Origin of the sequence: Lentzea sp. NPDC059081, assembly GCF_042738015.1 — a bacterium.
Taxonomy (GTDB): Bacteria; Actinomycetota; Actinomycetes; order Mycobacteriales; family Pseudonocardiaceae; genus Lentzea.
On the sequence record NZ_JBHYGW010000002.1, the window covers coordinates 214338 to 235604 of the forward strand.

The window sequence follows — 21267 nt, forward strand, 5'->3', positions numbered from 1 at the left end:
TCGGGTGACTTGAGGTCTGAAATTGATCAAAAAGATCCACGATCCGTGGTTCTGATTGAGCAAGTCGAGTGGTTTATCGCTCGATACGGGGAGTGACCATCAGGTCCCTCGAAAGTGCGCCGATGTAAGTAATCACCCCCGGAAAGCGTGAACCAGATTGGTATCAACCTGCCCTGGGGGCGGAGGAAACAAAGGAGGGAGTTTCATGCGTGTCCGAATGACGGGACTGGCTGGAGTCATCGCGGTTGCCGCGCTCCTGGCCGTCGCCTCACCTGCTTCGGCCGCTCCGGGGGACGCCTCGGCATACGGCGCGAAGGTCGACGTGACGCTGCTCGGCAGACCCGCGGTCAACGTGGGGCCGTTCGCCGCCGCCGACGCGAACGGGCCGACGCAGAACACGTTCGCCGGCGTCGACCTCACCGGGATCCTGAAGACCGGTGTGATCAACACTTCCGCGACGCGGGACGAGAGCTCCGGCGCCGTGTCCTCGCGGGCGAGCACCGCGGACGCCACGGCCGACCTGCTGGCGGCGGCCACCGGCAGGATCTCCGCCGGACTGGTGGAGGCGGAGTGCACGGCGACCCAGCAGGGTGTCGTGGGGAAGTCCACGCTCGCGGACGTGAGCCTGGGCAGCATCGGCCAGGTCGGCGCCACCCCGGCGCCGAACACGAAGCTCGACGCGCGCCTCGTCGGGATCAAGATCGCCGAGGTGACCTTCAACGAGCAGATCCAGAACGGCGACGGCAGCCTCACGGTCAACGCCATCCACATCAGGCTGCTGCCGGGCGTGCTCGGTTCCGTCGGCTCGGGCGACGTGATCATCTCGTCCGCCACCTGCGGCCCCGCCGCCTTGCCCATCCCGATGGCGTCGGGCGCGGGCCTGTGGATCGGCCTCGGCCTGCTCGGTGTCGTCGCCGCTCCGGTCGCCTTCGTGGCGGTGCGCCGTCGCTCGTCGCTCAGCGCGGCCTGACCGAGGAGAGCGGCGGATGTACAAGGTCCCGGGCACCGGCGTCGGTGTCGGTACGGGCGTGGGTGCCCTCGCGGTCACCGGCGCCGACATCACCTGGTGGATCGTCGCCGGAGTCGTGCTCCTCGTCGTGGGCGCGTTCGTCGTCCACGCGACCAGGAAGCGCCGTCGGGCGGTCGTCGTGAAGAGCCGGCCGAACAGAGCCGGCTGACAAGGGTCCGCCCGGGAACTCCCCACTCCCGGGCGGACCTCCCCTGCTCGTGCAAGGAGAGGACAACGGTGAGCAAAGAGGTTCTGCTGGTGGCCGGGACCCGGCCGGAAGCAGTGAAGATCGCTCCGGTCGCCATCGCGTTGCGGGGGCACCCCGGCCTCCGCCCGACGATCGTCCACAGCGGACAGCACGCCGGCATGGTCGAGCAGGCGCTGGCCGCCTTCGACCTGGAGCCGGACCTGCGGCTGGACGTGCCCCGCGACACCGGCACGCAGGCCGAGCTGGTCTCCCGGCTGCTGCCCGAGTTCGACGCCGTGCTGGCCGACCGCGACCCCGCGGTCACGCTCGTGCAGGGCGACACCACGACGACCCTGGCCGCGGCGCTCGCCTCGTTCTGGCGCGGCATCCCCGTGGCGCACCTGGAAGCCGGTCTGCGCACGGGCGACCTGTACGGCCCGTTCCCCGAGGAGGGGAACCGGCAGATGATCTCCCGCATCACGTCGCTGCACCTCGCGCCGACCGACGACGCGGCCAATGCCCTCAACGACGAACGCCTGCCCGACAGCCACATCGTCGTCACCGGCAACACCGTCGTGGACGCCGTGCAGCGCGTCGCCTCCGCCGACGCCCCCGCCGCCAGCCAGGACGTCATCGCCCTGGAACGCAGCCTCGACGCCACCGGCGGCCGGCTCATGCTCGTCACCGTGCACCGCCGCGAGTCGTGGGGCCGCCCGCTCATGCGCGTGCTCAACGCCGTGCGCGCCATCGCCGACCGCCACCCCGACCTGCACGTCCTGATCCCCGCGCACCCGAACCCCGGTGTGCGCGAACAGGTCGTGGCCTCGCTCGGCGGCCACGAGCGCGTCGTCGTCACCGACCCGCTCGACTACCCGGACCTGGTGCGGGTGCTGCGCCGGGCCGCCCTGGTGCTGACCGACTCCGGCGGCATCCAGGAGGAGGCGCCCACGTTCGGCGTGCCCGTGCTGGTGCTGCGGGAGACCACCGAACGCATGCTCGCCGTCGACGCCGGGTGCGCCTGGCTCGTCGGCACCGACACCACCCGCATCCTCGCCGAGGCGGGCTGGGTGCTCGGCTCCCGGCTGCGGCTGCCCCTGGGGCGCAACCCGTTCGGCGACGGGCGTGCCGCGGTCCGGGTCTGCTCCGCACTGGAACGGCTGGCAGGCCTGCCGACCGCCCTGCCGCGCCGGGAGCCGTTCGCCACCCTGGTGGGAGTTCGATGATTGTCACTCGGTCAGGTAATCGCGATTTCCCGAACGGGTGACATGAGCGCTCAGTCGTCAGCGATGCCATTCCGCACAACCATTATCGGGACGTGGGAATTCGAGCAACAGGGACACCAGTGCGCAAGAGTCTGATCGCAGGCGCTGTGGCCGCGGTGGCGTTCGCGACCGCGGCCCCCGCGCTCGCCGCCAACCCGGCCGGCACCGCCTCCGCGGGATCGGCCGACTTCGCGAAGGCCGACCAGACCTTCCAGGTCGAGCCGCTCGCCGTGTGCAACGTCAACCCGGACGCCGCGGGCACCGTCACCGGCTCCAGCCCGGCGGTGACCACGACCGGTCTGAAGATCGGCGAGACGAGCTCGACCTGCACGACCCAGGTCGTGAACCCGGACGAGTTCCTGACGAAGACGAAGTCCGTGGCCAGGGGAACCGGGTTCGAGCTGTCCGCGCTCACCGCGGCGAGGGGCCCGCGCCTCAAGATCTCGGAGTGGACGATCACCTGCGACGCCGACGACAAGGGCACGCAGGCGGGCTGGGAGCTCAAGGGCATGTCGGGCTGGTCGGGTCTGCCGCAACAGATCCCGGCCGGCTACGTGCACGACGTCAAGGCCAGCAACGGAACCGTGCTCGCCAAGGTCAAGTTCACCGACACGGTGTTCCCGGAGCCGAACGACGGCAGCCTGAGCATGACCCTGCTGAGGATCACGTTCGAACCGGCGTCCGGCTACACGGGCACCATCACGGTGGGCAGCGCGGCCTGCTCGCCAACCCCGTAGCGGGCCGAAGGCGAGCACACGCGAAGCCAAAGGCGAGCAGTCTTGAAAGCTTGAAACGCCAGGTTCCGGTGGGGTGGTCCCGTCACGAGCCGTGCCCAGCACTCGCTGCAAGCAGGAAGGGGTGTCAAACCGCCACGCTTTTCGGCGGTTTGACACCCCTTCCTGCTTGTGGCTCGCTCGGACTCGGCTCGTGACGGGACCACCCCACCCGAACCGCACCACCTACGCAGCAGCAAGCCGCCCAACACAAACAGGCGTGCCATCAACCCGCCCACGGCGCTGGGGGGTCTTTGATCAGTTGGCGGGGTCCGGGGCAGAGCCCCGCGCTTGAAACAGGAACCCGCCCACCCGAAGCAACCCAACCCAAACCACAAACGAAAATCCCCCGGTGCGCGGGAGGTGCACCGGGGGACTCCGCCTACCTGACCAACAAGGTCAAACCATCACTCACGGCACTTCTTACCGGAGTTAACACAGCTGACCAGCCGGTTCATGATCTTCTGCGACATCACGTTCGCGAAGTCGTCGTGGTCGGTGAGCGGGTTGTGCTCCTCCTCCGGGAAGGAGTCGACCAGGTAGCGGCCGTCCTTCTGGACGTCCAGCGGGATCTTGTAGGTCAGCGAGATGCGCAGCTGGGGAACGGCCTTGAAGCCGTTCTGGCACTTGCCGTTGGCGTCCGGGAAGACGATGTGCTCGCGGTGCTTCTCGGAGTCGATGTTCTTGCCGTCCCAGCAGCTCGGGAAGTCGTGGATGCGCTTGACGTTCGAGCCCTGCGGGCAGATCGGGTACTTGTCGATCAGGACCTTGTCCTCGAAGCCGGTGCAGGTCCAGGAGGCCTTGGCGTTCTTCGGGCCGTTCTGGCCGGCCTTGGCGTCGCCGTAGAGGATGCGGAGGAACTTCGGCATCGCGACGACCTTGCCGGTCGGGCTGCCGCGGAACTGCAGGTCGACGACGGCCGGGCGCTGGATCTCGCCCTCGTTGCCCTCGAGCTCGTTCTCGTTGTTCTCCTCGGCGTTGTTCTGGTTCTTCTTGTTCTCGGTGCCCTCGGCCTGCGCGGCGTCGCTGTTCTCGCCGCCGTTGTCGAGGCCCTGCTGGCCCGCGGCCGCGTCCTTCACGGCGCACGCGGCGGCCGGGTTCAGGTCGGGGGCCTGCTTGCCCTGGCGGCTGAACGCCAGCATCATCCGGTTCAGGATGGCCGCGCGCTTCTCGCGCGTCGGGCCGATGATGACGTTGTCACGGTCCTGGGCCTTGGTGGTCGCGACCTTCTTCTCGGCCTCCGCGGTCACGTTCTCGATGTTCTCGAGTTCCTTGTCGATCTCCGGCTGGGCGGCGTCCGGCACGTCCTCGGGAAGCAGGGAGGCGACGTCGGGGCACTCGAGCCTGGCCGCGGCCTTGTCGGCCTTGTCCTTGTCCTGCTGCGCCTTGTCGTCCTTCTTCGGGGGCGTCTGCTCCTCCTGGCCCGCGCCGGCCTCCTCGCCCTCCTCCTCGTCGATGATGCGCACGACGGGCCAGAAGTAGGCGGACTTGTCACCGTTGCGGCACGTGGTGCCGGCGGCGGCGAGCGACTTGTTGTTGGAGTCCGCGTTCGTGGAGAGGTTGCCGACGTAGTCGTGCAGGTGCTGGGCACCGTTGCGGACGCCGGGCTGCGCGATGAAGTTGTCCGGGTTGAAGTGCCCGTTCTCGTTGCGCCCGCAGTTCACCGTGAACGTTCCGGTGGTGGCGTCGTTCTCGGGTTTTGGCTTTTTGACGTTCGGCTTCACCTTGGTGATGTCGACGAACAAGCTCTTGTCCGCTCCGTCGGCGAGCGCGGCGCCATCAGAAGAACTGATGGCCACCACCGCGGCACCGCCAGCGACCACGGCCATCGCGGCCGCGGCGGCCGTCAGCCAGATCGTGGATTTCCTCCGGTGAATAGCCATTTGCCACCTCGTAGTAGTCCGATAAAACGGCATGGTGAAGCTGACGGCCGTGAGCCGCTATTTCTCGGTTGGAGCTTGTTTTTAGGGTTTTCTCAGTACGAACGAGATTTCCGCCGCGTCTTCTGCTTCTGCCGGGAGATCAGTCTCATCCCCACGAGCGCGAGTGCGAGCACCGCGATCGCGCCGAAGAAGACACCGTTGTTGTCCCCGAACACGCCCTTTTCCGCGGTGCGGGTGAACCGGGTGCCTTCCGGCACGGTCGGGACCACGCCGTCGGTCGGGTTGGTCGACGCGTCCGCAGCCTGGTCGGCGGCCGCCGTGTCGTTCGTGGTCGTCGGCGGCGCCAGCGGCTGCGGTGACTCGAGGCTCGAGAAGTCGACCTTGCCGGTGTCCTCGAGCACCTTCATGTGGTCGAAGACGGTGATCATCGCTTGGGTGGAGAGGATGCGGATGAGCTCGTTCTTGGTGCCGGCCCTGATCTGCGAGGCGAAGGCGTAGACCTTGCCGTGGGCCGCGCGGAGCCGGTTGGCGAACACGACGTCGAACGCGTCGCCGTCCGCCGCGTCCATCTCGGCGAGCCAGCCCTTCTGCTCGTCGGACGCTTCCGTGGGCAACGTGTGGCCGAGCAGGACGCCCGCGCGGTTCACGACGTTGTCCAGCAGCGTGTGCCCCTCGATGAGGTGCTTGCACGCCTCCTGGATCTTGGGCTGGTCCGCCCGCTTGGCCTTGCCCTTCTCCCCGGCTGGTTTCTCCCACAGCCCGGCCTGCTTGACCCGGTTCATGAAGTCCCGGTCCGCGGGCCCGAGCGGACCCCACTGCGTCTGCACGACCTCGTCGCCCGTTCCGGCACTTCCGGGCGGCGGCGTCGAGACGGGGGCCGAGGGAGTGCTCGGCTGGCCGATCGCGTCCCCGGTGTTGAGCAGCACGGCCAGCGCACAGCCGGCCAGCGCGACCATCAGTCGCGTCGGCTTCGCCAAGTCCATGGGGAGTCGCACGAACGGGAGTACGGCCCGCAATGGGACCCTGCCTCAGTTCGAGACGCTGCCGTTATCGAACCGTTATCAAACCCCGCGCAACCCGCGGTCGATTGCGAGACATAGGGTCGCGGGCATGAGCAAGCGTTTTGTGGCGTTGGGGGACTCGTTCACCGAGGGAGTGGGCGACGACGACGCCGGCCGTCCGAACGGCGTGCGCGGCTGGGCGGATCGCGTGGCCGACGTGCTGGGTGCCGCCGATCCCGAGTTCGCCTACGCCAACCTCGCCGTGCGGGGCCGGTTGCTGCCGCAGGTCCTGCGCGACCAGCTGGAGCTCGGCCTGGCGATGAAGCCCGACCTCGTCTCGCTCTACGCGGGCGGGAACGACCTCATGCGGCCGAAGGTGGACATCGACGCTCTCATGCGCGCGTACCGCGCGGCCGTGGCCCTGCTGGTGAGCTCGGGCGCGCGGGTCGTCCTCTTCACGGGTGTCGACGGCGGCGACGACCCGGTGTTCCGCAAGATGCGCGGCCGGGTGGCCATCTACAACGAACACGTGCGCGCGATCGCGGCCGAGTTCTCGTGCGTGCTGGTCGACATGTGGAACATGCGGCAGCTGCGCGACCGTCGCATGTGGTCGGAGGACCGGCTGCACCTCAACTCCCTCGGGCACACCGAGGTCGCCATCTCGGTGCTGGAGGGGCTCGGCGTCGCGCACGAGCTGGCCAGGACGGTGCTCGAGGCCGCCCCGCCGGTCGACCGCCGCGTCCGCAGGGCCGAGGACTGGAAGTGGGCCCGCGAGCACGTCGTGCCGTGGGTGATGAGGCGGGTGCGGGGCGAGTCGTCCGGCGACGTGATCCGGCCGCGCCGGCCGGAGCTGCTGCCGCCCTTCTGAGTAGAACGTGTTCCTCAGGGCGGCCTCCTTCAACGAGCCAACTGCGGTTTGGTGACGGTTTTTCTCGCGATTCTTTGCAGATAGAACGTGTTCTAGAAATCGGGTCGGCCACCTGGGTGAAAACGCAGGTCGGCGGCCCGGCCTGGATTGATGCAGTGGCCTAGCGTCCGGATGCATGCGTCGCTGGACCGCGTTGATCCCGATGGTGGTGATCTGCGCGTTGCTCGCGGGCTGCGGAAGCAGGCTCACCGACGAGCAACGCGCCGCACTGGTCGTGCCCAGAGGTGGCGGAACGGGCACCGACCAGGGCGTCGTGCAGGAGGAGGACGGCGCGACGCCCGGCACGGACGGCACCGCCGACCAGGCCGGCGCGAACAACCCGCAGCAGCCGGACAAGCAGCCCAACCCGCCCGGCAGCCTCGCGGGCGCGTGCCAGGGAACCGGTGGTGCCACGGACAAGGGCGTCACCGCCGGCGAGATCACGATCGCCAACATCTCCGACATCAGCGGCCCCGTGCCCGGCATCTTCCAGTCGGCGCAGCAGGCCACCAAGGCGTTCGTCGAGTACTTCAACGCCACCCAGGGCTCGATCTGCGGGCGCAAGCTCAAGCTCGTCTCGTTCGACTCGCGCACCGACAGCGGCGGCGACCAGCAGGCCACCTCGCAGGCCTGCGAGCAGGCGTTCGCGCTCGTCGGGTCGATGTCGGCGTTCGACCAGGGCGGTGGACCCGCGGCGGCGGGGTGCGGGATCCCCGACCTGCGCGCCTCGACGGTCACCGCGCAACGGCAGCGCACCGCCAACAGCTTCGGCGTCGCGTCCAACGTCGTGAACCTGGTGTCGTCGGCCGGTCCCGACCTCGTCAAGCAGAGCTTCCCCGGTGCCGTCGGCGCGGCGGCGTACCTCTACCTCAACGCCGACGCGAGCGCCCAGAACGCCAAGAGCATGCAGAAGGCGGCGGAGGCGCGCGGGATCAAGTTCGTGTACTCGCAGGCCATCGACATCACCGACGTCAACTACGCGCCGTACGTGGCGAAGCTGAAGGAGACCGGCACCAAGATCGTCTACTGGATCGGGTCGGCCCAGTACGCGGTGCGGTTGCAGCAGGCCATGCGGCAGCAGGGGTTCACGCCGGAGGCGTTCATCACCGACCCGAGCGCCTACGACCCGCAGTACCTCAAACAGGGCGGCGCGGCGGTCGACGGCACCGTGGTCTACACGAACGGCGCGCTGTTCGAGGAGAACAACGCGCAGGTGGCGTTGTACAAGCAGTGGCTGGGCCGGGTGGCGCCGGGTGCCGCGCCCTCCTACTTCGGGATGTTCGCCTGGGCGGCGGCGCGGTTGTTCGTGCAGACCGCGGCGAAGATCGGGCCGCAGCTCACCCGCAAGGCGATGATCGACGCCGTGCGGAGCGTGCACGACTTCACCGCGGAGGGCATGGTCGCGCCGCAGGACGTCGGCGGGAAGCGGACCTCGGCCTGCATGACGCTCGTGCGGCTGAAGGGAGGTGCCTGGTCGCGGCTCGCACCCGCGTCCGGGTACTCCTGCGGGTCGTTGATCGACACGGGGGTCGGCGGATGACCGCACTCCTCGCCTACACCATCTTCGGCCTGGTCACCGGCGGCGCGTACGCGGTCGTCGCCGGTGGGCTCGTGCTGACCTACAGCACCTCCAAGGTGTTCAACGTCGGCCACGGCGCGATCGGCATGGTCATGGCGTTCCTCTACTGGGAGCTCGCCGAGAACCGCGGCCTGCCCCAGTGGCTCGCGCTGCTGCTGGTGGTCGGCGTGGCCGCGCCGCTGTTCGGGCTGCTGGTCGAGCGGTTCGTCATGCGCCGGCTCGCGGGCGCGCCCGTCGGCATCACGCTCGTCGCCGGGGTCGGCGTGCTGGTCGGCCTGATCGGGGTGGCGCAGGTGATCTGGCCGCCGCAGGCCCGTCCGGTGCGGCCGTTCCTCGACGAGCTCGGCATCCACATCGGACAGTCGTACGTCAGCGGGCACGACCTGGTCACGCTGGCCTGCGCCGTGCTGGTGGCGGCGGGCCTCTACGTGCTGCTGAACCGGACGCGCACCGGGCTCGCGATGCGGGCCTGCGTCGACGCGCCGGAACTGGCGTCGCTGTACGGGACGCGCCCGCACCGGTTGTCCGCGCTGAGCTGGGCGATCGGGTCGGCGCTGGCGGCACTGGGCGGCATCCTGCTGACGCCGGTGGTGCAGCTCGACTACGTGACGATGACGTTGCTGGTGATCACCGCGTACACGGCGGCACTGGTCGGGCAGCTGAAGAGTCTGCCGTGGACGTTCGCGGGCGCGCTCGGGCTCGGGCTGGTGCAGTCCTACGCCGTCGCGTACCTGCCGTCGTCGCCGGGCTGGATCGCGTTCCGCGCGGCGATCCCGGCGTTGCTGCTGTTCGTCGTGCTGCTCGCGATGCCGCAGTCGCCGTTGCGGATCGGCGGTGTGCGGGGCGCGCGCGGGGTGGCGGTGCCGAACGCGCTGACCACCGGGGTCGGCGCGGGGTTGTTCGCCGGCGTGGTCGTGGTGCTCGCGCTGCTGGTCGACTCGGTGGTGGCCGGACAGCTCGCGCTGGGGCTGGTGTTCGGGATCGTGCTGCTGTCGATGGTGCTGCTCACCGGGTACGGCGGGGTGGTGTCGCTCGGGCAGTTCACGTTCGTCGGCGTGGGAGCGGTGACGGTGGCACGGCTGGGGTCCGCCTCGCCGCTGACGTTGCTCGCCGGTGCGCTCGTGGCCGCGGTGATCGGCGCGCTGATCGCGTTGACCGTGCTGCGGGTCAGCGGGCTGTACCTGGCGCTGGCGACGCTCGGGTTCGCGCAGCTGATGGACAAGCTGGTGCTGCAGTCGCCCATCGCGTTCGGCGTGCGCGGCAGCCTGCAGGTGCCGAAGCTGGTCGGGTCGGCGACCGGGCAGCTGCTGCTGGTCGCCGGGGTGTTCGTGGCGGTCGGCATCGGCGTGCTGGCGATCCGCCGAGGCCGGTTGGGGCGCAGGATGATCGCGGTCAAGGACAGCTCCGCGGCGTGCGCGACCCTCGGCGTGAACGTGCGTTGGATCCGGGTCGGCGTGTTCGCGTTGTCGGCCGGGATCGCCGGGCTCGCGGGCGGTCTCTTCGCGCAGCTGCGGGAAACCGTCGCGGCGAGCGACTTCCAGCTGTTCAACAACCTGCCGCTGCTGCTGTTCGCGGTGATCGCCGGGGTGACGTCGGTGTCCGGCGCGCTGCTCGGCGGCATGCTGCTGATGCTGCTCCCCGTGCTGCAGAGCGGTTTCCCGGTGTTCGCGGGCGTGGCGGTGGTGCTGCTCGGCGTCGCCGCGGCCGGCCTGTCCCGCGACCCCAACGGCCTGGTCAGCTGGTTCTTCCGGGCCTGGTCCTGGCGGCGCGCATGAGCACGTTGCGGGTGGAGGGCGTGACGGTCCGCTTCGGCGAGGTGACCGCGGTGAACGACGTGACGCTGAAGGTCGAACCCGGCGTCACCGGGCTGATCGGGCCGAACGGCGCGGGCAAGACGACGTTGTTCGACGTGATCAGCGGGCTGCGCAAGCCGTCGGCGGGCCGGGTGCTGCTCGACGACGAGGACATCACCTCCAAGGGCCCGCACCAGCGGTCCAGGATGGGTGTGGCGCGCACGTTCCAGCGCCTGGAGGTCTTCGGGTCGCTCACGGTCTGGGAGAACGTCGTGGTGGCGCTGGAAAGCCGCCGCCGGTCTCCTCGGCTGGCCGCGGACCTGCTGGAGCGCGTCGGCATCGCGGAGTTCTCCGGCAACCAGGCCGACACCGTTCCCACCGGTGCCGCCCGGCTGCTCGAACTGGCCCGCGCGCTCGCCACCGAGCCGAGCCTGCTGCTGCTCGACGAGCCGTCGTCGGGGCTCGACCGCGCCGAGACGGACGCGTTCGGCGAGCTGTTGCGGGAGCTGAGCTCCGAGGGCCGGTCGGTCGTCCTGGTCGAGCACGACATGGACCTGGTGATGGGCTACTGCGACACCGTGCACGTGCTGAACCTCGGTCAGCTGCTGGTCTCCGGCACGCCCGACGTCGTGCGCGCGCACGAGGGAGTCCGGGAGGCGTACCTCGGATGATCGACCTGATGGACGTCCACGCCGGCTACGGCCGCATCGAGGTGCTGCGCGGCGTCTCGCTGAACGTGCCGCGCGGCACCGTCACCGCGTTGCTCGGCCCCAACGGAGCGGGCAAGTCGACGCTGGTCAAAGTCCTGAGTGGACAGTTGCGCGCGTCGAGCGGCCACGTCCACCTCGGCGGCGTGCACGTCAACGACGCGGCGCCCGACGAGCTGGCGCGCGCCGGGCTGTGCACGATCCCGGAGGGCCGCGCGATCTTCCCGAACCTGACCGTGGCGGAGAACCTGCGGCTGATGCGCGGCGACCCGTCCGTCGTCTACGAGCGGTTCCCCAAGCTCAAGGCCCGGCACCGGCAGCTCGCGGGGTCGATGTCCGGCGGCGAGCAGCAGATGCTCGCGTTCTCCCGCGCGCTGATCACCGACCCGGCCGTGCTGGTGATCGACGAGCTGTCCATGGGACTCGCGCCGGTGATCGTCGCCGAGCTGTACGAGGTGGTGGCGGAGCTGGCGACGTCCGGCGTCACGATGCTGATCGTCGAGCAGTTCGCCGAGACCGCCTCCGCCGTGGCCGACCAGGTCGTCGTGATGGCGCACGGCGAGATCTCCGCGGACTCCGACCTCGCCACCGTCTACTTCGGAGGGGCGTCATGAGGTACGCGCTCGTTCTCCTGTTGCTGCTGCTGTCGCCGGCACCGGCGCGTGCCGCCTCCGACATCGGGGGCTTCACGCTGTCGGCCCGCGCGACACCCGTCTCGGTGCTGCTGACGACCGACCTGCTGCCGGTGCCGGCCGAACCGCAGGGCGAGGTGCACCTGTCCTACACGCAGACCGAGCTGGGCTCCGGCCCGATCGGACGGTCGGTCGCGAGCTCGGTCTGGCCGGGCGCCGCCGTGGGAACGGGCCTGCCGCAGCTGCTCGGCTTCGCCTACCCGGTCCAGGTCAACGCCGCTCACCCCGGCGGCCCCGCCGACGAGTCGAAGTCGGGCATGAAGGCCTCCGCCGGCGCCTCCCGCGCCGAGTCGTTCGCGGGCGCCAGGCAGGAGGTGCCGTTCCTGCTGACCGCGGAGGGTTTGGCTTCGTCCAGCGTGAGCACGGTGTCGGCGTCGGAAGCGCGGTCCACCGCCGTGTCGTCCGCCCAGACGATCTCACTGCTGTCCGGCCTGGTCGTGCTCTCGGGCGTCAAGTTCGAGTCGGTCGCCGTGAGCGACGGCGGCAAGGGCACCGGCACGAGCACGTTCGCGGTGGCCGAGGTGGTGGTGCTGGGCCAGAAGTTCCCCGTGCCGTCTCCCGCCGCGCCGCCGGAGGGGTTGCTGAAGGCCTTGGAACCGCTGGGCGTCACGCTGACCTGGCCCTCGGCCGGCACGAAGCAGGAGGGCACCTCGGCGACCTCGTCGAGCCGCGGCCTGAAGCTGACCGTCGACGTGGCCGTGCTGCGCACCAAGCTGGGCCTCGGCACGATCCTCGACGGCGTGCTGGCACCGCTGCTGCCGAAGGAACTGGCGCCGCTGCTCAACCCGTTGCGCAAGCTCGAGGTGATCGTGGGCGACACCGAGGCCGTGGCCAACGCCTCGGTCTTCTCCGCTTTGCCGCCTGTCGATGCTCCCGCGCCGGTCGCGCCCCTCGTGCCGCCTGATGCCTCGGCGCCCGGTTCGTCGGACATCCCCGGCTCGGCACCGGTGGTGGGCAACTCGCCGCCCAAGTCCGTGACGCCGGTGGCGAACGCGCGGTCCCGCTCCGGCTCGCTGCTCGACTTCCCGGGGGTGCCGGCGTTGCTGGTGGTCGGCGGGCTCGGGGTCGCCGCGGCCTGTGCGTTCGGGATGAAGTCGTTCGGTTCCTTCCTGCTCGGCGGTGCGCCGTGTCCCTCCGGACACCCGACCGGTGTCCCCGACCTGCGGGTGAAGCCATGACCATTCAGGACCGTCGGCGGGCGCGGATGCGCAGTGGGCTCGGGCTCGTCGGGACGTTGCTCATGACGGCAGGGGTCGCGGCGATCCTGTTCGCCTGGTGGGGCGTCGCGCACACCGGGTACGTGTGGGAGCAGATGCCGTACGTCGTGTCGGGTGGGGTGCTGGGGCTCGGGCTGATCGGGATCGGGGGGTTCTTGTACTTCGGGTCCTGGTTGGTGAAGCTGGTGGAGGAGCAGCGGCAGACGACCTACGCGTTGTTGCAGTTGCTTGAGGATCGGGACGCGGAGCGCGGGGCGCGTGGTGAGGCCGAGAAGACCCAGCAGCTGACCGGTCTCTAGCCGTCTGGCCCGAACCGATACAGTTCTTCGTGCACGGCGGCGGACGCGGTGCCTTCGGACGCCGGTCGGGCGGGCCGAAACGCGTAACCGGTTCCATGCACCTCAGCGACTTTCGTCGGTTGCAACTCAGCCACCATTCCAAGTGGACCGAGCATGAGAGCGTTCTCTCGCAACGCCGTGACGAGCCACGACGATGTCCGGTTCATCCCCTTGAAACAGGTGGTTTAGACCAGTTAACGTGCACTCCGTCACGTACCCCCTGCACGTGAACGGAGTGCAATGAAGAAGTTCCGCTGGCAGTTCCTGGCCGCGGCTGTCGCGATGGCGACCGTGGTCGGAGGTGTTCTCGCCGCTCCCGCGAGCGGCGCGACCGGTGTGACGGCGGCGTTCACCAAGACGTCGGACTGGGGCAGCGGCTACGAGGCCAAGTACACCATCTCCAACAGCGGTGGGTCCGCTCTCTCGTCGTGGACCGTCGAGTTCACGCTTCCGAGCGGGCAGTCCATCGCGTCGTTGTGGGACGGCAGCTACGCCGCGAACGGGCAGAACATCACTGTCCGCAACACCTGGAACGGCAGTGTCCCCGTGGGCGGCTCGGCGAGCTTCGGCTTCACCGTGCGCGGCTCGGGTGGCAGCCCGTCCAACTGCAAGATCAACGGTGGGTCGTGCGACGGCGGCTCCGGGCCGACGACCACCACGACGACGACCACCACCACGACCACCACGACGTCCAACCCGCCGTTGCCCGGCAACGGTCGCGGCGCGCCCTACCTGTACCTGGGCTGGGGCAACCCGCAGAGCGCGACTCAGGTCATGAGCGCCACGGGCGTCAAGTGGTTCACGCTGGCGTTCGTCCTCTCCGGCGGCGGCTGCTCTCCCTCCTGGGACAGCTCGCGTCCGCTGACCGGGGGCGTCGACCAGCAGACGATCAACGCCATTCGTTCGGCCGGTGGTGACATCGTGCCGTCGTTCGGCGGCTGGAGCGGCAACAAGCTGGGCCCGAACTGCTCGACCCCCGAGGCCCTGGCCGACGCCTACCAGCAGGTCATCAACGCCTACGGGCTGAAGGCGATCGACATCGACATCGAGAACTCCGACGAGTTCGAGAACACCACGGTCCAGGACCGGATCCTGACCGCGTTGAAGATCGTCAAGCAGAAGAACCCCGGCATCCAGACGATCGTCACGTTCGGCACCGGCACCACCGGCCCGAACTTCTACGGCGCCCGTCTGATCGACCAGTCCAAGGCCCTGAACGCGAACATCGACGTGTTCACGATCATGCCGTTCGACTTCGGCAGCTCCAACGTCCGCAACGACACCATCGGTGCGGCCACGGGGCTCAAGAACAAGCTGAAGTCGACCTTCGGCTGGAGTGACGCCGACGCGTTCAAGCACGTGGGCATCTCCGGCATGAACGGCCTGTCGGACCAGCGCGAGCTGACCACCGTCGACGACTGGACCGCGATCCGCGACTGGTCGAAGTCGAACGGCCTCGGGCGACTGGCCTTCTGGTCGGTCAACCGCGACCGCGGCGGCTGTGACGGTCAGGTCTCGGCCGGGTGCTCCGGCATCGGCCAGGCCGAGCTGGCGTTCACGAAGATCACCGCCGGGTTCTGATCCGGCACACCGCACGACCCCGAGCCGTCAGCGCCATTTATTCGGTGGCGCTGACGGCTTACCCTTGTGCCATGCGCCGACGACATTGATCTTCACCTGATCTCTCCCGGACCGCGACGGCGTGGGCGTGGTGTTCGCACCTCGTGCCCATCTACGCGCTGTACGCGTTGCTCTTCGCCGACAGCGGGCTGTCGGACGCCCAGATCTCGGTGCTGCTCGCCGTCTGGTCGCTGACCGCGGTCGTCTTCGAGGTGCCCTCCGGCGCCATCGCCGACCGCTTCTCGCGGCGGAGCTCCCTGGTCGCCTCCGGTGTGCTGCAGGCGTTCGGGTACGCGGCGTGGGTCGTCTTCCCGTCGTTCTGGGGTTTCGCCGCGGGTTTCGTCCTGTGGGGACTGGGCGGCACGTTGCAGTCCGGCGCGTTCGAGGCGCTGCTCTACGACGGGCTGGCGGCCAACGGCGACGAGGAGCGGTACGGCAAGCTCAACGCCCGCGTCGACACGATCGAGCTGATCGCCCAGGTGCCGGTCGCCGTCATCGCCACGGCGCTGTTCTCGCTGGGCGGGTACCAGCTGGCCGGCTGGATCTCCGTCGCGATGTGCCTGGCGTCGTCCGTGGTCGCCCTGCGGTTCCCCGAACCGCCGCGCGGGTCCGACGAGGACGGTGAAGCCGGGTACCTGGAGACCCTCAAGACCGGCCTGCGCGAGACCGTGCCGGTCAAACGCGCCGTGCTCGCCGTGGCGCTGGTGTACGCGATCGACGCGTTCGAGGAGTACTTCACGCTGCTCGCGCAGGACTGGCACGTGCCCACGGTGTGGGTGCCGCTGGCGACGATCGGCGTTCCGCTGATGGGGGCGGCCGGTGCCTCGGCGGCCGGTCGGCTGCCGTTGCGCGGCTGGGTGCTGTTCGCGTCCGGGCTGGTGCTGATCGCGGCGGCGGCACTGGCCGTGCCGGTCGCGATCGTCCTGCTGGGACTGTTCTACGGCCTCTACCGCTTTGTGCTCGTGCACGTGGAGACCGAGCTGCAGCACCGGATCGAGTCCGACGCGCGGGCGACGGTCACGTCCGTCGCCGCGATCGGGTCGGAGTTCGTGGCGTTCGCGATCTACGGGCTGTGGGTGTTCGGGGCCGCCTTCGCGATCGGTGTGCTGGTCCTGGTGGTGGCGGTGGTGATCTGGCGCCGTCAGTGATCGGGCGAGCGGTGCTCCGCCAGGAACTCGGCGAACGAGCGCAGCCCGGGATGCAGGGTGCGCAGCGCCTCGATGTCCACCGCCGGTTCGGGGTGGGTGGAGAACACCTTGCGCAGCTCCGGGTCGTCCACCTGGACCTGTGCGTACTCGAGGCCCATCAGGCCGGCGATCTCCACCGGGGTGAGCAGGTCGCCGGCCAGCGTCAGCGACGAGCCGGCGAACCGCGCGGGGTCGGCGAGCACGGCGGCGGTGATCGCGCCGATGTCGTCCACGGCGATCAGGTGGTAGCGGACCTCCGGGTGCAGCAGGTGGGTCAGCTTCGGCAGGCCGGGCGCGTGCAGGCCGTCCATGAACGTCGTCGGGCGCAGCACGGTCGTGGGCACGCCGATGGCCGCGATGTGCTGCTCGACCTCCCACTTGCTGTCGAACGACGCTACGCCGCTCTCGTCCCGCGCGTTCACCAGCGACGCGTACACGAGGTGCCCGACGCCCGAGGCCAGGGCGGCGTCGGCGACGTTGCGGCCCCAGCGGGTCTCGACGGCGGGGGAGTAGCCCTGCGGAGCGCGCGGGTCGTGCGGGGCGGGTTGCACGCTGAACACCGCGTCGGCGCCGGAGAACGCGCTGGTCAGCGACTCCGGCGAGGCCTGGTCGGCGACGACGACGGTCGCGCCGGGCACGACCGCGCCGGCGTTGCGGCTCACCGCGCGGACGTCCCACCCCGCCGCGACGAGGTGCCGTGCCACGGCACCGCCCTGCTTGCCGGTCGCTCCGGTCACCACGGCCGTTTTCATTCCGCCCCCAGAAGGTTTTCCACAGAACTATCACACCCGGGAGGGCTCGTGCCGCCACCTGGCCGATTCCACCGGGGCGGGCGTAACGCCAGGATCTTCCGAACAGATCAAACTGCACAAGCCGGACATCCGCGGAGGCCGCCGTGCTCGTCGTCCAGATCTTCCTGCCCCTGGCACTGGGCCTGGTGATGTTCGGGCTCGGCCTGACCCTCACCGCCGCCGACTTCGCCAGGGTCGCGAAGTACCCGAAGGCGGCCGTGATCGCCCTGGTGTGCCAGGTGGTCGTGCTGCCGGCGATCTGCCTCGGGCTGGTGCTCGCGTTCGGGCTGAAGGGCGTGCTGGCGGTCGGCATGATGCTGCTCGTCGCCTCGCCGGGCGGCACGTCGGCGAACCTCTTCAGCCACCTCGCCGGCGGGGACGTGGCGCTCAACATCACGCTCACGGCGATCAACTCGGTGCTCGCGGTGTTCACGCTGCCGCTGGTGGTCGGGCTGAGCATGGCGCACTTCATGGCCGACGACGCCGAGGTCGGGCTGCAGCCGGCGAAGTTCGTGCAGGTGTTCGCGATCGTGCTCGTGCCGGTGGCGCTCGGCATGCTGGTGCGCCGCAGGTTCGAGGCGTGGGCGCTGAGGATGAACGACCCGGTGCGCGTCGCGTCGGTCGTCGTGCTGGTGCTCGTGATCCTGGCCGCGATCGCGCAGGCCTACCAGCAGCTGATCGACAACATCGCGACGCTCGGGCCGGTGGCGTTGCTGCTGAGCACCATCAGCCTGCTGATCGGCTACTACGTGCCGAAGGCGTTCAAGGTCGAGCGCGGCCAGGCGATCGCGAGCGCGATGGAGATCGGCATCCACAACGCGACGATCGCGATCACGCTGGCGTTGACGGTGCTCGACGACGAGACGATGGCGATCCCGCCGGCGGTGTACGGCGTGCTGATGTACCTGCCCGCGGCGATCGCGGCACGGCTGTTGTCCCGCACCAGGACGGCGGTCTGACGAGCGGTCTCGCGAGTGGACCGCCGGTGCGCGCCCCTGCCGTTCACCGCGGCCTGACCTGTCCGCTGCTACACAGTGGGTCCATGTTCCCGTTGTTGCGGACCGCGGTCCGCGTCGAACCGCTGGCGGGGGAGGGGCTCACCAACGTCCTGCACCTCGTCACGCTGGCCGACGGGCGCAAAGCCGTGCTGCGCCAGCCGAAGATCGCCCGCGACCTGCCGAAGTTCGTCGTGCCCGGCGCGCCGGAGGTCCTCGCCCACAACGGACGCGGCGACGTGCTGGTCGAGTACGTGGAGGGCACGACGCTCGCGGACGCGCTGCCCGTGTCCGAAGAGGTCTGGCGCGCGATCGGCCTGGCGTTCCGCAGGATCCACCGCGTCGGCCTGCTGCACAACGACGTCAACCTCCACAACATCATCGTGGGCGACGGGAAGGCGACGCTGATCGACTGGGACAACCCCGGCCAGGGCAACCCGCTCGACGAGCTCGCCGCCTTCGAGGAGCACCTCTACCTGCACGGAACCGTGCTGCCGCAAGCGTTCTGGACCGGGTACGGCCACACGCCGGACCTGACCCTGTTGCGGGTGCACCGGATCGCGGGCTGCATCGGGTGGCTCGCGAGCGAGGACTGGCAGGAGTGGGAGGACGACCGGACGTTGCGGCCGGAGCAGCTGACCAGGGTCCGGAACTGGCGGCGGCTGCTCGGGAGGTGGCTCGCCGACCAGTTCCGGACCGACTACCTAGCGGCTGAGGTCGCGGTACCGCAGCACGGACAACGGCCAGAAGACCGCCACGAACACCGCGGGCCACAGCACGGCCAGTAGCAGCGAGTGCTGCGCGGCCCACGAGTCGCCGCCCACACCGGGGTTGCCGAACAGCTCCCGCGCCGCCGCGACGGTCGACGACAGCGGGTTCCACTCCGCGACGACCCGCAGCCAGCCCGGCATCAGCTCCGGCGAGACGAACGTGTTCGCGAACATGGTCAACGGGAACAGGAACATCCACGACGCCTGCGCGGCCTCCGGCTTCACCAGCAGGCCCAGGTAGATGCCGACCCACACCAGCGCGAACCGCAGCCACAGCAACAGCGCGAACGCCACCAGCGCGTCGAGCAGCCCGTCGTGGAACGACCAGCCGATCACCAGCCCGCACAGCGCGAGCACCAGCAGCTCCAGCGACGAGTTCACCAGGTCCGCGACGCTGCGCCCGGCCACCACGCCGGTCTGCGACATCGGCGAGGCGCGGAACCGGTCCGTGACGCCCCGGTCGGCGTCCATCGACACCATCAGCAGCGTGGTGCCGACGCCGAACGCGATGGTCTGGCCGAACATGCCCGGCAGCAGGAACTCGATGTAGTCGCCGCCGCCGAAGACGTTCATGGCGCTGCCGAAGACCAGCCCGAAGATCAGCACCGAGATGACCGGGTAGGCGAGGTTCGCGAAGACCCGCACCGGTTCGCGCACCCAGTGGATCAGGTCCCTCTTCGCGACGACCCACGAGTCGACGACCGCGTACCTCATGCGCGCACCCCCGCCCGGTGTCCCGTGATCGCCAGGAAGACCTCGTCGAGGGTCGGCCGCCGCAGGGCGATGTCCTCGGCTTCGACACCGCGGGAGGCCAGTGCCGACGTGATCCGCGTCAGCGCGGCGACCCGGTCGGCCACCGCGGCGCTCACCCGGAACCCGTCCGGGTCCACCTCGGCGTCCTGCCCGAGAACGTCCCGGACGACCGGCAGCTCCTCGGCGGTGCGGACGACGACCTCGATCCGGTCGCCGCCGAGCCGGGACTTGAGCCCCTCCGGTGTGCCCTGCGCCGCCACCCGGCCGGCGTCCAGCACGACGATCTGGTCCGCCAGCTGGTCGGCCTCGTCGAGGTACTGCGTCGTCAGCAGCACCGTCGTGCCCTCCGCGACGACCCGCCGCACCTCGCGCCAGACCTCACCGCGGTTGCGCGGGTCGAGCCCGGTCGTCGGCTCGTCCAGGAACAGCACCGACGGCCGCGTGATGAAGCTCGACGCCAGGTCCAGCCGGCGCCGCATGCCGCCCGAGTACTGCTTGACGCGCTTGTCCGCCGCGTCCGCCAGCCCGAACTGCGCCAGCAGCTCGTCGGCGCGCGCGGCCGCCTCGCGCTGCGACAGGTGGTAGAGCCGGCCCCACATCACCAGGTTCTCCCGGCCGGTCAGCACGTCGTCGACCGTGGACTGCTGGCCGTTCAACGCGACCTGGCGGCGCACGGCCGGAGCCTCGCGCGCCACGTCGTGGCCCGCGACCTCCGCCCTGCCGCCGTCCAGGCGCAGCAACGTGGCCAGTATCCGGACCGCCGTCGTCTTCCCGGCGCCGTTCGGGCCGAGCAGCCCGCACACCGTTCCCGCCGGTACGGCGAGGTCGAACCCGTCGAGCGCCCAGGTGTCCCCGAACCTCTTGCGCAGGCCTTCCGCGAGCACCGCGTCTCCCACGACATCACCCCCAAGACCTAACTGCGTACGAAGTAAACAGAGTGTACGTTGTACACGGTTCTAGGATTCACAGCAAGGATGTTGTGAAGGGGGCTGGGTGAAGAGCGATCGGGACCGCAGTGTGCGCCTCTTGTGGGAGCCGCCGGCCGAGCCGACCAGGGGGCCGAAGGCCTCGCTGAGCCAGTCGCGGGTGGTCGAGGCGGCCATCAAGGTGGCCGACGCCGAGGGCGTGGACGCGCTCACCATGCGCCGGGTCGCCGAGACGCTGGGCACGACCGCCATGTCGCTCTACCGGCACGTCCCCGGCAAGTCGGAGCTGCTCGACCTGATGGTCGACGCGGTGTGGGGCGAGACCGAGCCCGCTCCGGCCGGCCCGTGGCGCGACGGCCTGGAGTTCTTCGCGCGGCAGGTGTGGGGGATGTACCGCGCGCACCCGTGGATGCTGCAGCTGACGACCTCGCGCCGGATGCCGGGCCCGCGGGCGATGACGCGGCAGGACGCCGCGTACGCCGTCGTGTCCGAGCTGGGGCTGGCGCCGGAGGAGATCGTCTCCGTCGTGACGACGGTCAGCCACTTCGTCGACGGCGTCGGCCGCACGATGGCCGACCGCGTGCAGGCCGAGCGCGACACCGGGGTCTCCGAGGAGGACTGGTGGAGCGGCCGCGAGGAGCTGTGGGAGCACTTCACCCCGGAGCGGCTGCCGATGACGACGCACATCTGGAGCTCCGGCGGCTTCCACCGGCCGCTGGACGAGTTCGAGTTCGGTCTGGCGCGGGTCCTGGACGGCCTGGAGGCGTTCCTCGAATCCGCCGAACGGCCTCCAGTTCGTCGATCTACGTGCCTGTAGCCATTCAAGACACCTTGAGTCGTCCGATCGAGTGAAAAGCGCTGCTCAGGCGAGGCCGGA

21 protein-coding genes are annotated in these 21267 nt (G+C 69.9%); 16 read left to right on the forward strand and 5 right to left on the reverse strand.

The features are described 5' to 3' along the window. Positions 1–205 precede the first annotated feature (205 nt). The 4 genes from ACFWV3_RS05545 to ACFWV3_RS05560 all read left to right on the forward strand — a co-directional run bounded on the left by ACFWV3_RS05545 (position 206) and on the right by ACFWV3_RS05560 (position 3195). Positions 206–970, forward strand: a complete 765-nt coding sequence (locus ACFWV3_RS05545; protein ID WP_382408600.1) for a choice-of-anchor P family protein — start codon at positions 206–208, stop codon at positions 968–970. 16 nt (positions 971–986) lie between these two features. Further along, entirely contained in the window at positions 987–1178 is a 192-nt protein-coding gene (locus ACFWV3_RS05550; RefSeq protein WP_382408602.1) for an LPXTG cell wall anchor domain-containing protein, read from the forward strand. A gap of 68 nt (positions 1179–1246) precedes the next feature. Further along, complete coding sequence (gene wecB, locus ACFWV3_RS05555) at positions 1247–2419, forward strand: non-hydrolyzing UDP-N-acetylglucosamine 2-epimerase (RefSeq protein ID WP_382408604.1); 1173 nt, start codon at positions 1247–1249, stop codon at positions 2417–2419. 119 nt (positions 2420–2538) lie between these two features. Then, on the forward strand, positions 2539–3195 hold the full coding sequence (locus tag ACFWV3_RS05560; protein ID WP_382408606.1) for a hypothetical protein: 657 nt from the start codon (positions 2539–2541) through the stop codon (positions 3193–3195). A 443-nt stretch (positions 3196–3638) separates the two neighbouring features. Here ACFWV3_RS05560 and ACFWV3_RS05565 read toward each other — a convergent pair whose 3' ends face one another. Together ACFWV3_RS05565 and ACFWV3_RS05570 are read right to left on the reverse strand one after the other, a co-directional pair. Then, on the reverse strand, positions 3639–5114 hold the full coding sequence (locus ACFWV3_RS05565; RefSeq protein ID WP_382408608.1) for a DUF1996 domain-containing protein: 1476 nt from the start codon (positions 5112–5114) through the stop codon (positions 3639–3641). A gap of 92 nt (positions 5115–5206) precedes the next feature. After that, positions 5207–6109 (reverse strand): DUF4142 domain-containing protein, encoded by a 903-nt coding sequence (locus tag ACFWV3_RS05570; RefSeq protein WP_382408610.1) that lies wholly within the window; start codon positions 6107–6109, stop codon positions 5207–5209. 115 nt (positions 6110–6224) lie between these two features. On the opposite strand from ACFWV3_RS05570, the gene ACFWV3_RS05575 reads away from it, so the two are divergent. From ACFWV3_RS05575 to ACFWV3_RS05615, 9 genes are all read left to right on the forward strand, one after another. Next, positions 6225–6983 carry an SGNH/GDSL hydrolase family protein gene (locus tag ACFWV3_RS05575; RefSeq protein ID WP_382408612.1) on the forward strand — a complete coding sequence of 253 codons (759 nt, stop codon included), beginning with the start codon at positions 6225–6227 and terminating at the stop codon, positions 6981–6983. Positions 6984–7158: 175 nt separating this feature from the next. Next, positions 7159–8562: an ABC transporter substrate-binding protein gene (locus tag ACFWV3_RS05580; protein WP_382408614.1), complete on the forward strand. Its 1404-nt coding sequence runs from the start codon at positions 7159–7161 to the stop codon at positions 8560–8562. Further along, positions 8559–10376: an ABC transporter permease gene (locus ACFWV3_RS05585; protein ID WP_382408616.1), complete on the forward strand. Its 1818-nt coding sequence runs from the start codon at positions 8559–8561 to the stop codon at positions 10374–10376. Before ACFWV3_RS05580 ends, ACFWV3_RS05585 begins: the two co-directional genes overlap by 4 nt. Then, positions 10373–11065 carry an ABC transporter ATP-binding protein gene (locus ACFWV3_RS05590; RefSeq protein WP_382408618.1) on the forward strand — a complete coding sequence of 231 codons (693 nt, stop codon included), beginning with the start codon at positions 10373–10375 and terminating at the stop codon, positions 11063–11065. The genes ACFWV3_RS05585 and ACFWV3_RS05590 overlap by 4 nt, the downstream gene beginning before the upstream one ends. Beyond that, positions 11062–11715: an ABC transporter ATP-binding protein gene (locus ACFWV3_RS05595; RefSeq protein ID WP_382408620.1), complete on the forward strand. Its 654-nt coding sequence runs from the start codon at positions 11062–11064 to the stop codon at positions 11713–11715. Before ACFWV3_RS05590 ends, ACFWV3_RS05595 begins: the two co-directional genes overlap by 4 nt. Further along, entirely contained in the window at positions 11712–12971 is a 1260-nt protein-coding gene (locus tag ACFWV3_RS05600; protein WP_382408622.1) for a choice-of-anchor P family protein, read from the forward strand. Before ACFWV3_RS05595 ends, ACFWV3_RS05600 begins: the two co-directional genes overlap by 4 nt. Then, positions 12968–13309, forward strand: coding sequence for a hypothetical protein (locus ACFWV3_RS05605; RefSeq protein ID WP_382408624.1), 342 nt, complete (start codon positions 12968–12970; stop codon positions 13307–13309). Before ACFWV3_RS05600 ends, ACFWV3_RS05605 begins: the two co-directional genes overlap by 4 nt. 279 nt (positions 13310–13588) lie before the next feature. Continuing rightward, positions 13589–14929 (forward strand): cellulose binding domain-containing protein, encoded by a 1341-nt coding sequence (locus ACFWV3_RS05610; protein ID WP_382408626.1) that lies wholly within the window; start codon positions 13589–13591, stop codon positions 14927–14929. Between the two features lie 143 nt (positions 14930–15072). Further along, entirely contained in the window at positions 15073–16116 is a 1044-nt protein-coding gene (locus ACFWV3_RS05615; RefSeq protein WP_382408628.1) for an MFS transporter, read from the forward strand. Here ACFWV3_RS05615 and ACFWV3_RS05620 read toward each other — a convergent pair. Beyond that, on the reverse strand, positions 16110–16892 hold the full coding sequence (locus ACFWV3_RS05620) for an NmrA family NAD(P)-binding protein (protein ID WP_382408630.1): 783 nt from the start codon (positions 16890–16892) through the stop codon (positions 16110–16112). The two genes, ACFWV3_RS05615 and ACFWV3_RS05620, sit on opposite strands and share 7 nt — an antisense overlap. A 158-nt stretch (positions 16893–17050) precedes the next feature. Between ACFWV3_RS05620 and ACFWV3_RS05625 the strand changes: the two genes are divergently transcribed. After that, positions 17051–17905: a bile acid:sodium symporter family protein gene (locus ACFWV3_RS05625; protein WP_382408632.1), complete on the forward strand. Its 855-nt coding sequence runs from the start codon at positions 17051–17053 to the stop codon at positions 17903–17905. An 83-nt stretch (positions 17906–17988) separates the two neighbouring features. Then, positions 17989–18729: a lipopolysaccharide kinase InaA family protein gene (locus tag ACFWV3_RS05630; RefSeq protein ID WP_382408634.1), complete on the forward strand. Its 741-nt coding sequence runs from the start codon at positions 17989–17991 to the stop codon at positions 18727–18729. On the opposite strand, the gene ACFWV3_RS05635 is transcribed toward ACFWV3_RS05630, so the two are convergent. Continuing rightward, entirely contained in the window at positions 18646–19425 is a 780-nt protein-coding gene (locus ACFWV3_RS05635; RefSeq protein ID WP_382408636.1) for an ABC transporter permease, read from the reverse strand. The genes ACFWV3_RS05630 and ACFWV3_RS05635 overlap by 84 nt on opposite strands. Next, the gene (locus ACFWV3_RS05640; protein WP_382408638.1) at positions 19422–20360 is read right to left on the reverse strand and encodes an ATP-binding cassette domain-containing protein; all 939 of its coding nucleotides are present in this window, start codon (positions 20358–20360) and stop codon (positions 19422–19424) included. Before ACFWV3_RS05640 ends, ACFWV3_RS05635 begins: the two co-directional genes overlap by 4 nt. Before the next feature lie 97 nt (positions 20361–20457). Between ACFWV3_RS05640 and ACFWV3_RS05645 the strand changes: the two genes are divergently transcribed. After that, positions 20458–21207, forward strand: a complete 750-nt coding sequence (locus ACFWV3_RS05645) for a TetR/AcrR family transcriptional regulator (RefSeq protein ID WP_382408640.1) — start codon at positions 20458–20460, stop codon at positions 21205–21207. Positions 21208–21267 lie beyond the last annotated feature (60 nt).

Bases quoted from the DNA above. Each gene is read 5' to 3' on its own strand.
- ACFWV3_RS05630 (WP_382408634.1), top strand. From the start codon at position 17,989: ATGTTCCCGTTGTTGCGGACCGCGGTCCGCGTCGAACCGCTGGCGGGG.
- ACFWV3_RS05565 (WP_382408608.1), bottom strand. From the start codon at position 5,114: ATGGCTATTCACCGGAGGAAATCCACGATCTGGCTGACGGCCGCCGCG.
- ACFWV3_RS05635 (WP_382408636.1), bottom strand. From the start codon at position 19,425: ATGAGGTACGCGGTCGTCGACTCGTGGGTCGTCGCGAAGAGGGACCTG.
- ACFWV3_RS05585 (WP_382408616.1), top strand. From the start codon at position 8,559: ATGACCGCACTCCTCGCCTACACCATCTTCGGCCTGGTCACCGGCGGC.
- ACFWV3_RS05600 (WP_382408622.1), top strand. From the start codon at position 11,712: ATGAGGTACGCGCTCGTTCTCCTGTTGCTGCTGCTGTCGCCGGCACCG.
- ACFWV3_RS05550 (WP_382408602.1), top strand. From the start codon at position 987: ATGTACAAGGTCCCGGGCACCGGCGTCGGTGTCGGTACGGGCGTGGGT.
- ACFWV3_RS05545 (WP_382408600.1), top strand. From the start codon at position 206: ATGCGTGTCCGAATGACGGGACTGGCTGGAGTCATCGCGGTTGCCGCG.
- ACFWV3_RS05575 (WP_382408612.1), top strand. From the start codon at position 6,225: ATGAGCAAGCGTTTTGTGGCGTTGGGGGACTCGTTCACCGAGGGAGTG.
- ACFWV3_RS05595 (WP_382408620.1), top strand. From the start codon at position 11,062: ATGATCGACCTGATGGACGTCCACGCCGGCTACGGCCGCATCGAGGTG.
- ACFWV3_RS05590 (WP_382408618.1), top strand. From the start codon at position 10,373: ATGAGCACGTTGCGGGTGGAGGGCGTGACGGTCCGCTTCGGCGAGGTG.
- ACFWV3_RS05580 (WP_382408614.1), top strand. From the start codon at position 7,159: ATGCGTCGCTGGACCGCGTTGATCCCGATGGTGGTGATCTGCGCGTTG.
- ACFWV3_RS05610 (WP_382408626.1), top strand. From the start codon at position 13,589: ATGAAGAAGTTCCGCTGGCAGTTCCTGGCCGCGGCTGTCGCGATGGCG.
- ACFWV3_RS05605 (WP_382408624.1), top strand. From the start codon at position 12,968: ATGACCATTCAGGACCGTCGGCGGGCGCGGATGCGCAGTGGGCTCGGG.